The sequence below is a fragment of the Streptomyces sp. BE20 genome (genome assembly GCF_036322525.1).
Lineage (GTDB): Bacteria > Actinomycetota > Actinomycetes > Streptomycetales > Streptomycetaceae > Kitasatospora.
This window is the reverse complement of the sequence record NZ_JAQYWW010000203.1, coordinates 1-12,462: the sequence shown is the minus strand read 5'-3', so window position 1 is coordinate 12,462 and position 12,462 is coordinate 1. Positions and strand designations below refer to the sequence as shown.

Genomic DNA, 12,462 nt, shown 5'->3' with positions numbered 1-12,462 from the left:
GGCGCAGGTGATCAACCTGCTGGAGCAGCTCCAGAGCGAGTTCGAGCTCTCGTACATGTTCATCGCGCACGACCTCTCGATCGTCCGGCACATCTCCGACCGCGTCGGCGTGATGTACCTCGGCAAGATGGTCGAGATCGGCTCGGACGAGGAGATCTACGAGAACGCCACGCACCCGTACACCCAGGCGCTGCTCTCCGCGGTGCCGGTGCCGGACCCGACGGCGCGCGAGTCCCGCGACCGGATCATCCTGACCGGTGACATCCCCTCGCCGGCCAACCCGCCGTCCGGCTGCCGGTTCCGCACCCGCTGCTGGAAGGCCGAGGAGCGCTGCTCCACCGAGGTCCCGCTGCTGGCGGTCCCCGAGGTGCTGACCGGTGCGGCCAAGCACCAGTCGGCGTGCCACTTCGCCGAGGTCCGGGAGCCGGCTGCGGCCTGATCCCGCTTCACTCCGCCCGGAAGGGCCCGCAGCCCCGTGCTGCGGGCCCTTCCGGCGTTCCGTCAACTCCTCCGGCCCCCGGTGCACCCGTCCGGGGGTACCCGACTCGCGCCGCCGCGTGGGCGCGCTTCTCATGGGGTGTGATGCGTCACACACCTTGAGGAGGGACCTCCATGCCCGCAGCCACCCGTGCTCGATGGGTCCTCGCCGCAGCGACATCCGTGGCCCTGGTGGCCAGCGGGTGCAGCAGCGGCGGCGGCAGCAGCAGCGGTTCGTCGGACAGCACCAAGACCTTCAGCTACCAGAGCAGTGAACCGCAGAACCCGTTGCAGCCGGCGAACGCCAACGAGACGGGTGGTGGGCGCATCCTGCAGAACCTGTTCAAGGGCCTGGTCGACTACGACCCCACCAACGCGAAGATCCGGATGCAGGTCGCGGACACCATCGAGACGAGCGACTCCCAGACCTTCACCATCACCCTGAAGGACGGCTGGAAGTTCCACGACGGGACCCCGGTCCACGCCAAGAACTTCGTCGACGCGTGGAACTGGGCCGCGACCACCAGCAACAACCAGATCAACAGCTCCTGGTTCTCCGACATCGAGGGCTACCAGGACGTCCACCCGACGAGCGGCCAGCCCGCCACGAACAAGATGTCCGGGCTGACCGTCGTGGACGACCTGCACTTCACCGTGAAGCTCAACGGCAAGGTCTCCTACTTCGAGTACAAGCTCGGCTACATCGCCTTCTCCCCGCTGCCCGACGCCTTCTTCAACGACCCGGCCGGGTACGGCCAGAAGCCGGTCGGCAACGGCGCCTACCAGTTCGTCAGCTGGGACCACAACCAGCAGGTGGTCACCAAGGCGTTCCCGGACTACCAGGGCGTCGACAAGCCGAAGAACGGCGGCATCGTCTTCAAGATGTACAGCACCGCGGAGGCGGCCTACGCGGACCTCCAGTCCAACAACCTGGACGTGATCGACCAGGTGCCCCCGTCGGCGCTGGCCACCTACAAGAGCGACCTCGGCGACCGGGCGATCGACGCGCCGCAGGGCGCCATCCAGAACATCGGCTTCACCCTGTACCAGCCGGACTGGGCCCCGCCGGAGAAGGCCAAGGTCCGCCAGGGCCTGTCGATGGCGATCGACCGCGAGACCATCACCAAGACGGTGCTGCAGGGCTCGCGCAAGGCGGCCACCGCCTGGGTCGCCGAGGGCGTCGAGGGCTACAAGGACGGCCAGTGCGGTGCCAACTGCACGTTCGACCCGGCCAAGGCGAAGCAGCTGATCGCCGAGGGCGGCGGCGTGCCCGGCAACAGGCTGACGATCACCTACAACGCGGACGGCGGCCACAAGGAGTGGGTCGACGCGGTCTGCAACTCGATCCGGCAGAGTACCGGCGTGGACTGCGTGGGCGACCCGAAGCCCGACTTCAAGACCGCCCGCGCGGCGATCACCGGCCACCAGATCAACGGTGCGTTCCGTACCGGCTGGGTGCAGGACTACCCGCTGAACGCCAACTTCCTCGCGGACGTCTACCGCACCGGCGCCGCCTCCAACGACTTCGGCTACAGCAGCCCGCAGTTCGACCAGCTGGCGAACCAGGCCGACCAGGCTCCCAGCGTGGCCGACACGGTGACCGGCTACCAGCAGGCCGAGGCCGTGCTGGCGGGCGACATGCCGGCGGTCCCGCTCTGGTACTACCGCACCAACTCGGGCTACTCCACCAAGGTGCAGAACGTCGAGTTCGACTCCTTCGGCAACCCCGCCTGGACCCAGGTCGAGGTCAAGGGCTGATCAGCCCCCCTGCGCCGGCCCCGCCCTCCCCGCACGGAGGGCGGGGCCCGGGCACTCGGTCAGATAGCTAGGAAGGAGGCTCGGATGGGCAGTTATGTGCTGCGTCGGGTACTGCAGATGATCCCGGTGTTCTTCGGCACCACGCTGCTGATCTTCCTGATGGTCTACACCCTGCCGGGCGACCCGGTCTCGGCGCTGTTCGGTGACAAGGCCGCCGACCCCGCCGTGGTGGCCAACCTCAAGCACAAGTACTACCTGGACCAGCCGCTCTGGAAGCAGTACCTGCACTACATGGGGAACCTCTTCCAGGGGGACTTCGGCACCAGTTTCACCGGCCGGCCGGTCACCGAGATCATGGCGGACGCCTTCCCGGTCACCATCCGGCTGGCCGTGATGGCCTTCCTCTTCGAGATGATCCTCGGCCTCTGCCTGGGCCTGGTCTCCGGTCTGAAGCGCGGCAGCCTCCAGGACACCCTGGTGCTGGTCCTCACCCTGCTGGTGATCTCGATCCCGGTCTTCGTGCTGGCCTACATCGCCCAGACGATCTTCGCGACCAATCTGGGCTGGGTCACCCCGACGGTGCAGGATTCGACGGACCTCTCCCAACTGATCCTGCCGGCGATCGTCCTGGGCTCGCTCTCACTGGCCTTCGTCGCGCGGCTCACCCGGACCTCGATCGGCGAGAACCTGCGGGCCGACTACCTCCGCACGGCGGTCGCCAAGGGCCTGCCCCGGCGCACCATCATCTCCCGTCACCTGCTGCGCAACTCGCTCATCCCGGTGGTCACCTTCCTCGGTACCGACCTGGGCGCGCTGATGGGCGGCGCGATCGTCACGGAGGGCATCTTCAACGTCCAGGGCATCGGCAACGTCCTGTACCGGGCGATCAACCAGAAGGAGGGACCCACCGTGGTCGGCATCGTGACCGTCCTGGTGATCGTCTACCTGGTCGCCTCCCTCATCGTCGACCTGCTCTACGCGGTCCTGGACCCGAGGATCCGCTATGCCTGACATCCACGACGAGAGCTCGTACGAACCGCACCCCAAGCCGGGGATGGACCACCTGGACTACGCCGGTGAGCAGGGCATGGCGGTCGAGCTGGAGACCCTGGTGGAGCCCGACCCGGTCAAACGGGAGGAGGCCCGCAGCCTCTGGGGCGATGCCTGGCGGGACCTCCGGCGGCGGCCGATCTTCCTGATCTCGGCGGTGCTGATCCTGCTGCTGGTCGTGATGGCGATCTTCCCCTGGGCGTTCACCGACGCCGACCCGCGCAAGGCCGACCTGGTCAACGACTACCTCAAGCGGCCGGACTGGACGGACTTCTTCGGCGCCGGCTGGTTCGGCTACGACGGCCAGGGCCGGTCCATCTACGCCCGGGTGGTGTACGGCGCCCGGGCGTCGATCACCGTCGGCATCTGCGTGACCGCCGCGGTGACCGTGCTCGGCGGACTGGCCGGGATGGTGGCCGGCTACTTCGGCGGCGGCGTGGACGCGGTGATCTCCCGGATCATCGACATCTTCTTCGGCATCCCGCTGCTGCTCGGCGCGCTGGTCCTGCTGAACTCCTTCTCCCACCGCACGGTGTGGAGCGTGGTGATCGCGCTCGCCTTCCTCGGCTGGACGCAGATCGCGCGCGTCATGCGCGGTGCGGTGCTGACGGTCAAGCAGTCCGACTTCGTGGTGGCCGGCCGGGCGCTCGGCGCCGGCACCGGCCGGCTGATGCTCCGGCACATCCTGCCGAACGCGGTCGCCCCGGTGATCGTGGTGGCCACCATCGCCCTGGGCGGGTACATCGCCACCGAGGCGACGCTGAGCTTCCTCGGCATCGGCCTGCAGGATCCGACCATCTCCTGGGGCATCGACATCTCCTCCGCCCAGAAGGTGATCCGGACCGCCCCGTACGTGATGTTCTTCCCGGCCGCGGCACTCTCCGTCACCGTGCTGGCCTTCATCATGCTGGGCGACGCGGTGCGCGACGCCCTCGACCCGAAGCTTCGCTGAGCGAGGGGACGCATCGTGACCACAGCAGTCGATACCGGCACATCCCAGCACGAGAAGCCCTACGAGGGGCCGCTGCTCGACGTCCGCGACCTGCACGTCGAGTTCGTCACCCGGGACGGGGTGGCCAAGGCGGTCAACGGGGTCAACTACAGCGTGCGGGCGGGGGAGACCCTGGCGGTGCTCGGCGAGTCCGGTTCGGGCAAGTCGGTGACCGCGCAGGCGATCATGGGCATCCTCGACATGCCGCCGGCCCGCATCCCCCGCGGCGAGATCCGGTTCCGCGGACAGGACATGCTCACCATGGGCAGGGAGGAACGGCGGAAGATCCGCGGGCAGAAGATCGCGATGATCTTCCAGGACGCGCTCTCCTCCCTGAACCCGGTGCTCACGGTGGGCTTCCAGCTCGGCGAGATGTTCCGCGCCCACCACGGCGCCTCGCGCAAGGAGGCCAAGGAGAAGGCCATCGAGCTGATGGACCGGGTGCGCATCCCCGCCGCCGGGGACCGGGTCGGCGACTACCCGCACCAGTTCTCGGGCGGCATGCGCCAGCGCATCATGATCGCCATGGCGCTGGCGCTGGAGCCGGACCTGATCATCGCGGACGAGCCCACCACGGCGCTGGACGTCACCGTCCAGGCCCAGGTGATGGACCTGCTCGCGGAGCTCCAGGCCGAGTACCACATGGGTCTGATCCTGATCACCCACGACCTCGGCGTGGTCGCCGACGTGGCCGACAAGATCGCCGTGATGTACGCGGGCCGGATCGTCGAGACGGCGCCGGTGCACGACCTCTACGCGCGCCCGGCCCACCCGTACACCAGGGGTCTGCTGGACTCGATCCCGCGCCTGGACCAGAAGGGCCAGGAGCTCTACGCGATCAAGGGTCTGCCGCCCAACCTCCTGCGGATCCCGCCGGGTTGCGCGTTCAACCCGCGCTGTCCGCGGGCGCAGGACATCTGCCGGCGGGAGGTGCCGGAGCTGTTCCCGGTCACCGAGGACGACGGCACCGAGCTGGCCGGGCGGGGCAGTGCCTGCTTCTTCTGGAAGGAGACCCTCCATGACCGCTGACGGGACGGGCGCCGGGGCGACGGGCGCCGGTGGGACGGGGGCCGGGGCCGGGACCGGGGCGACGAGGGTGACCGGGGTGAGCGCTGCGCCGGTGGAGGCCGCCTTCGCCCAGAAGGTGGCGCGCGGCGAGCCGATCCTGGAGGTCCGTGACCTGGTCAAGCACTTCCCGCTGACCAGGGGGGTGCTGTTCAAGAAGCAGGTCGGCGCGGTGAAGGCGGTCGACGGGGTCTCCTTCGACCTGCGGCAGGGCGAGACACTGGGCATCGTCGGCGAGTCGGGCTGCGGCAAGTCCACGCTGGCCAAGGTGCTGATGAACCTGGAGCCCGCCACCGCGGGATCGGTCCGGTTCAAGGGCGAGGAGATCTCCCGGCTCTCCGGGGCCGGGCTGAAGGCGGTGCGGCGGAACATCCAGATGGTGTTCCAGGACCCGTACACCTCGCTGAACCCGCGCATGACGGTCGGCGACATCATCGGTGAGCCCTACGAGATCCACCCCGAGGTGGCTCCGAAGGGCGACCGTCGCAAGGCCGTCCAGGACCTGCTGGACGTGGTGGGCCTGAACCCGGAGTACATCAACCGGTACCCGCACCAGTTCTCCGGCGGCCAGCGCCAGCGCATCGGCATCGCCCGGGGGCTGGCGCTCAAGCCGGAGGTCATCATCTGCGACGAGCCGGTGTCCGCGCTGGACGTCTCGGTGCAGGCGCAGGTGATCAACCTGCTGGAGCAGCTCCAGAGCGAGTTCAACCTCTCGTACATGTTCATCGCGCACGACCTCTCGATCGTCCGGCACATCTCCGACCGCGTCGGCGTGATGTACCTCGGCAGGATGGTCGAGATCGGCAGCGACCGGGAGATCTACGACCACGCCACGCACCCGTACACCCAGGCGCTGCTCTCCGCGGTGCCGGTACCGGATCCGACGGCGCGCGAGTCGCGGGACCGGATCGTCCTCACCGGGGACGTGCCCTCGCCGGCGAACCCGCCGTCGGGCTGCCGGTTCCGCACCCGCTGCTGGAAGGCGCAGGAGAAGTGCGCACTGGAGACCCCGCTGCTGGCCGTCCCGGCCTGGCTGGACGGGCTCGCGGCGCACGACTCGGCGTGCCACTTCGCGGCCGAGCGCGGACCGGGGGAGTGGGCGCCGGCGGGGGAGTCCGGGAAGGGGCCCGGGGGAGAGCCCGGGGGCGGCCCGGAAACCGTTTGACACCGGGCGTACGCCCCACTCACAGAGCGCGTCCTCCGTTCGGAGGGCGCGCTCTCGCGTTGCGGCCCGCCGACCTGCGGGAATTCCCGTCCGAACGGTGTCCGGGGCACTCGGAAATGATCATTACGCTTCGTAATGCGCCGAATACCGGTGATATATGTTCGTTATTCGGAAAGTGGAATTGACGGCTCCGTGCGCGATATGGAGGAATTTGCCGAGTATTGTCACGGGTTGGTCTGAGCATGTAATTGAAAAGAGATGTGACGGCGATTCCACCGAAGGGGTCGGGTGATCGATAGTTGCTCTGCGCGTATCAGTGGTCACCTCGTCACCTGTGCGGATCGGCCCTGAGATGTCGACCTTCGCCATGCCCGGCACACCGACTGGCGAGGCGCCGTTCGTTCGTAAGCCCTTAAATCGAGGAGCAGTTGAATGAGGCTCACCAAGACGATGCGTTGGACCGCGCTCGCGGCCTGCACCGCGCTCGCGATCTCGGCCTGCAGCACCAGCAGCGACAAGAAGTCCTCGGACGGGGGCACCTCGGGGTCGGGCAAGAAGGGCGGCTCGATCAGCGTCGAGCTGGGTGAGCCGCAGCACGGTCTGGTGCCGCAGAACACCGCGGAGTCCGAGGGCTCCGAGGTGCTCAACGCGATCTTCGCCGGCCTGGTCGACTACGACATCAAGGACAACTCGCCGCGGCTGCGGGTCGCCGAGTCGATCGAGAGCCCGGACGCGACCGTCTGGACGATCAAGCTCAAGGACGGCTACACCTTCCACAACGGCGAGAAGGTCACCGCGCAGTCGTTCGTCGACGCCTGGAACTACGGCGCGAACCAGGCCAACGCGCAGGAGGCCATGCCGTTCTACGACAAGATCCTCGGCTCCGAGGAGCTGGCCCCGGGCAAGGACAAGACGCCCACCGCGGACAAGCTCAAGGGCCTGGCGGTCGTCGACGACAAGACCTTCACCGTCACCCTCAAGGTGCCGTTCTCGCAGTTCAAGACCATGCTCGGCTACAACGCCTTCTTCCCGCTCCCGAAGGCCTTCTTCACCGACACCAAGGCCTTCGAGGAGGCGCCGATCGGCAACGGCGCCTTCCAGATGGACGGCAAGTGGGAGCACAACAAGCAGATCAAGGTCAAGCGGTACGAGAACTTCCCGGCGTCGGACGGAAAGGCCAAGCTGGATTCCGTCACGTTCAAGGTTTACGACAAGCTGGAAACCGCGTACAACGACCTGCGCGCGAACAACATCCAGATCACCGACAAGCTGCCGATCTCGGCGATGGCGACCGTCGCCCAGGAGTTCGGCGACCGCTACATCTACAAGCCGGAATCCGGCGTCGGTTACCTCGGATTCCCGATCGCCACGAACCCGGCGTTCCAGAAGCCGGAGCTGCGCAAGGCGATCTCGATGGCGATCGACCGCGAGGCGATCACCAAGACGATTTTCTCGGGCACCCGCAAGCCGGCCGACGACTTCATCAGCCCGATCATCCCGGGCTACCGCGCGGGCGCGCTCGGCGACGCCGCCAAGTACGACCCGGCGAAGGCCAAGGAGCTCTTCACCCTGGCCGGCGGCCTGCCCGGCAACACGATCGAGATCGGGTACAACGCCGACGGCGGCCACAAGGAGTGGATCGAGGCGGTCGGCAACCAGCTGAAGAAGAACCTCGGTCTGGAGGTCACCTTCAAGCCGTTCGAGAAGTTCGGCGCCATCCTCACCGCGCTGGGCGACAAGAAGTACTCCGGGGCCTTCCGCATGGCCTGGTCGATGGACTACCCGTCGATCGAGAACTACCTGCGCCCGATCTTCTCCAAGGTCGCCATCGAGAACGGCTCCAACTACGGCGGCTACGTCAACGAGGAGTTCGAGGCCACGCTGGCCAAGGCCGACGCCGCCAAGGGCGAGGCCGAGGGCCTCAAGCTCTACCAGGCCGCCGACGACATCCTCATCAAGGACCTGCCGTACATCCCGGTGTACACCTACATGTCCTCCGCGGCCTACACGAAGACCGTCAAGAACGTGAACGTCAACGCCCAGGGGCAGATGGACCTGGCCAACGTCGAACTGGCCTGACGCCCCCCAGCTGACCGGTACGCCGCGGCGGGCGGCGCGGGAAACCCCCGCGCCGCCCGGCTCAGGCGTGCCCCCGACCATGAGGAGACCGCATGGGCCGCTATGTGGTCCGCCGGATCATCCAGGCCATACCTGTGATCCTCGGCGCGACGTTCCTTATCTACGCACTGGTCTTCCTGCTGCCTGGGGATCCCATCACGGCACTGGCCGGTGAGAAGCGACAGGACCCCGCCGTCGTGGCGGTCCTGCGGGACCGGTACAACCTCGACGACCCGTTCTTCATCCAGTACTGGAACTACCTGGTCGGCCTCTTCCAGGGCGACTTCGGTGAGGACTACCGCGGCAACCAGGTCGTGGACGTGATGAAGACGGCCTTTCCCTACACCATCAACCTGGCGCTCACCGCGATCGTGATCGAGATGGTCGTGGGCATCACCGCCGGTGTGGTCGCGGCCCTCCGGCGCGGCCGGTTCATCGACAACGTGGTGCTGATCTCCACCCTGATGGTCATCTCGATCCCGGTCTTCGTGATCGGCTTCGTGCTCCAGCTGCTCCTCGGGGTGAAGCTCAACACCGATCTGGGCATCGACTTCTTCCCGGTCTCCTTCAACGAGGAGGCGGGCTTCCGGTCCTACCTGCTGCCCGCCTACGTGCTCGCCTCGACCTCGCTGGCGTACGTCGCCCGGCTCACCCGCACCAGCCTGATCGAGGTCATGCGGGCCGACTACGTCCGCACGGCGGTGGCCAAGGGCCTCAGCCCGCTGCGGGTGGTGATCCGGCACGGACTGCGCAACGCGCTGATCCCGATCGTCACCTTCCTCGGCATGGACCTCGGCGGGCTGATGGGCGGCGCGGTGATCACCGAGGGCATCTTCAACATCCCCGGCGTCGGACACCAGCTCTTCCAGTCCGTCTACCTGCGGGAACGGACCATCGTCGTGGGCATCGTGAGCGCCCTGGTGATGGTCTACCTGTTCGCCAACCTGGTGGTCGACCTGCTGTACGCCGTCCTGGACCCGAGGATCCGCTATGAGTGAGCCGACGAAGCGCGAGGACGCGACGGTGGCGATTCCCGGGCAGCCCGCTGCCGGGACCGCCGCGAGCGGGCCGGCGGCCGAGGCCGCTCCGCTCGCCGGGGCGTCGCTCGACAAGAAGGACCCGGCCGGCAAGGGCCCCGCCGGGAAGGGCAAGGACGGCACGGAGCGCGTCGCCAGCCTCTGGACCGACGCCTGGTACGACCTGCGCCGCAACCCGCTGTTCCTGATCGGCGGGTTCCTGGTGCTGTTCATGGTGGTGCTGGCGATCGTCCCCGGGCTGTTCACCGACGGTGATCCGCGCGCGGGCGGCTTCTGCAACCTGGCCGACTCGCTGCAGCGGCCCAGCGCCGACCACTGGTTCGGCTTCGACGTCCAGGGCTGCGACATCTACACCCGGACGGTCTGGGGCGCCCGCAACTCGATCATCGTCGGGCTGGTGACCACCACGCTGGTGGTCGCCGTCGGCGGCACGCTGGGCCTCTGGGCCGGCTGGATCGGCGGCTTCGCGGACAGCGTGCTCTCCCGGGTCACCGAGATCTTCTTCGCCATCCCGCTGCTGCTCGGCGGGATGCTGATCATGTCGACCTGGGGCGAGGGCAACGCCTGGACGGTCTCCGCGGTGATGGCCGTCCTCGGCTGGCCGCAGATCTACCGGCTGATGCGCTCGGCGGTCCTCGCCAACAAGCACAACGACTACGTGGTGGCGGCCCGGGCCCTCGGTGCCGGCACCGGGCGGATCGTCAGCCGGCACATCCTGCCGAACGCCGTCGCGCCGGTGATCGTGGTCTCGACCATCAACCTGGGCGTCTACATCGGGGCCGAGGCCGCGCTCTCCTACCTCGGCATCGGCATCCAGTCCCCGGCGATCTCCTGGGGCCTGATGATCAGCGACGCCCAGGCCCGCTTCCTGAACGCCCCGCACGTGCTGCTCTTCCCGGCCGCCGTGCTGAGCATCACGGTGCTCGCGTTCATCATGCTCGGCGACGCGGTGCGCGACGCCCTCGACCCGAAGCTGCGCTGAGGAGGGCCGCGGACCATGACTGATCTGACCAAGCCGACGACGAAGGACGGCGCGGCGCGCCGGGACGCGGTGGAGGTGCTCGGCGGCGGCCGGGAGAACCTGGTGCCCGGCACCCCGCTGCTGGAGGTCGACGACCTGCACATCGAGTTCCACACCCGGGACGGCGTCGCCAAGGCCGTCAACGGCGTGAGCTACTCGGTGTCGGCGGGGGAGACCCTGGCGGTGCTCGGCGAGTCCGGTTCGGGCAAGTCGGTGACCGCCCAGGCGATCATGGGCATCCTCGACATGCCACCGGGGAAGATCACCTCCGGCTCGATCCGGTTCCGCGGCGAGGACCTGCTCACCATGAGCCCCAGGGCCCGCCGGGCGGTGCGCGGCCGGAAGATCGCGATGATCTTCCAGGACGCGCTCTCCTCGCTCAACCCGGTCCTGAGCGTCGGCTACCAGCTCGGCGAGATGTTCCGGGTGCACCAGGGGGCCTCGCGCAAGGAGGCCAAGGAGCGGGCGATCGAGCTGATGGAGCGGGTGCGCATCCCCGCCGCCAGGGAACGGGTCGGCGACTACCCGCACCAGTTCTCGGGCGGTATGCGCCAGCGCATCATGATCGCCATGGCCATGGCGCTGGAGCCGGACCTGATCATCGCGGACGAGCCCACCACGGCGCTGGACGTCACCGTCCAGGCGCAGGTGATGGACCTGCTCGCGGAGCTCCAGGCCGAGTTCAACATGGGCCTGATCCTGATCACCCACGACCTCGGCGTGGTCGCCGACGTCGCGGACAAGATCGCCGTGATGTACGCGGGCCGGATCGTCGAGACGGCGCCGGTGCACGAGCTGTACGCGCGCCCGGCCCACCCGTACACCAGGGGCCTCCTCAACTCGATCCCGCGCCTGGACCAGAAGGGCCAGAACCTCTACGCCATCCAGGGCCTGCCGCCGAGCCTGCTGCGGATCCCGGACGGCTGCGCCTTCAACCCGCGTTGCGACCGGGCGCAGGACGTCTGCCGCACCGAAACCCCGCGGCTGGTCCCGGTGCTGGACGCCGAGGGGGCCGACCTGCCGGGCCGCCGGAGCGCCTGCCACTTCTGGAAGGAGACCCTCCGTGGCTGAGCCCATCCTGGAGGTCAAGGACCTGGTCAAGCACTACCCGCTGACCCAGGGCATCGTCCTCAAGAAGCAGGTCGGCGCCGTCCGGGCCGTGGACGGCATCTCCTTCCAGCTGCTCAGGGGCGAGACCCTCGGCATCGTCGGCGAGTCCGGCTGCGGGAAGTCGACGCTGGCCAAGGTGCTGATGAACCTGGAGCGGGCCACCTCCGGCCAGGTGCTGTTCAAGGGCGAGGACATCACCCGGCTCTCCGGATCCGCGCTGAAGGCGGTGCGGCGGAACATCCAGATGGTGTTCCAGGACCCGTACACCTCGCTGAACCCGCGCATGACGGTCGGCGACATCATCGGTGAGCCCTACGAGATCCACCCCGAGGTGGCCCCGAAGGGCGACCGCCGCAAGGCCGTCCAGGACCTGCTGGACGTGGTGGGCCTGAACCCGGAGTACATCAACCGGTACCCGCACCAGTTCTCCGGCGGCCAGCGCCAGCGCATCGGCATCGCCCGGGGGCTGGCGCTCAAGCCGGAGCTCATCATCTGCGACGAGCCGGTGTCCGCGCTGGACGTCTCGGTGCAGGCGCAGGTGATCAACCTGCTGGAGCAGCTCCAGAGCGAGTTCGAGCTCTCGTACATGTTCATCGCGCACGACCTCTCGATCGTCCGGCACATCTCCGACCGCGTCGGCGTGATGTACCTCGGCAAGATGGTCGAGATC

General features: G+C 68.1%; 11 protein-coding genes. All 11 read left to right on the top strand.

The window, feature by feature from the left end; translation table 11 throughout:
- The coding region (locus PUR61_RS01045) for an ABC transporter ATP-binding protein (protein WP_329874636.1) at positions 1-439 on the top strand (439 nt) is incomplete at its 5' end.
- Between the two features lie 173 nt (positions 440-612).
- Positions 613-2,235: a peptide ABC transporter substrate-binding protein gene (locus PUR61_RS01040; protein ID WP_329874634.1), complete on the top strand. Its 1,623-nt coding sequence runs from the start codon at positions 613-615 to the stop codon at positions 2,233-2,235.
- 84 nt (positions 2,236-2,319) lie between these two features.
- Positions 2,320-3,246, top strand: a complete 927-nt coding sequence (locus PUR61_RS01035; RefSeq protein ID WP_329874632.1) for an ABC transporter permease — start codon at positions 2,320-2,322, stop codon at positions 3,244-3,246.
- A 76-nt stretch (positions 3,247-3,322) separates the two neighbouring features.
- On the top strand, positions 3,323-4,237 hold the full coding sequence (locus PUR61_RS01030) for an ABC transporter permease (protein ID WP_329874638.1): 915 nt from the start codon (positions 3,323-3,325) through the stop codon (positions 4,235-4,237).
- A 15-nt stretch (positions 4,238-4,252) separates the two neighbouring features.
- Positions 4,253-5,305, top strand: a complete 1,053-nt coding sequence (locus tag PUR61_RS01025) for an ABC transporter ATP-binding protein (RefSeq protein WP_329874630.1) — start codon at positions 4,253-4,255, stop codon at positions 5,303-5,305.
- Positions 5,295-6,506, top strand: a complete 1,212-nt coding sequence (locus PUR61_RS01020; protein ID WP_329874628.1) for an ABC transporter ATP-binding protein — start codon at positions 5,295-5,297, stop codon at positions 6,504-6,506. The genes PUR61_RS01025 and PUR61_RS01020 overlap by 11 nt, the downstream gene beginning before the upstream one ends.
- 432 nt (positions 6,507-6,938) lie before the next feature.
- Positions 6,939-8,585, top strand: a complete 1,647-nt coding sequence (locus PUR61_RS01015) for a peptide ABC transporter substrate-binding protein (RefSeq protein ID WP_329874627.1) — start codon at positions 6,939-6,941, stop codon at positions 8,583-8,585.
- A gap of 92 nt (positions 8,586-8,677) precedes the next feature.
- On the top strand, positions 8,678-9,622 hold the full coding sequence (locus PUR61_RS01010) for an ABC transporter permease (RefSeq protein ID WP_329874625.1): 945 nt from the start codon (positions 8,678-8,680) through the stop codon (positions 9,620-9,622).
- Positions 9,615-10,643, top strand: a complete 1,029-nt coding sequence (locus PUR61_RS01005; protein WP_329874623.1) for an ABC transporter permease — start codon at positions 9,615-9,617, stop codon at positions 10,641-10,643. Before PUR61_RS01010 ends, PUR61_RS01005 begins: the two co-directional genes overlap by 8 nt.
- Positions 10,644-10,658: 15 nt before the next feature.
- Positions 10,659-11,753, top strand: a complete 1,095-nt coding sequence (locus tag PUR61_RS01000; protein ID WP_329874621.1) for an ABC transporter ATP-binding protein — start codon at positions 10,659-10,661, stop codon at positions 11,751-11,753.
- A partial coding sequence (locus PUR61_RS00995) for an ABC transporter ATP-binding protein (RefSeq protein WP_329874619.1) occupies positions 11,746-12,462 on the top strand: 717 nt, incomplete at its 3' end. The genes PUR61_RS01000 and PUR61_RS00995, both read left to right, overlap by 8 nt.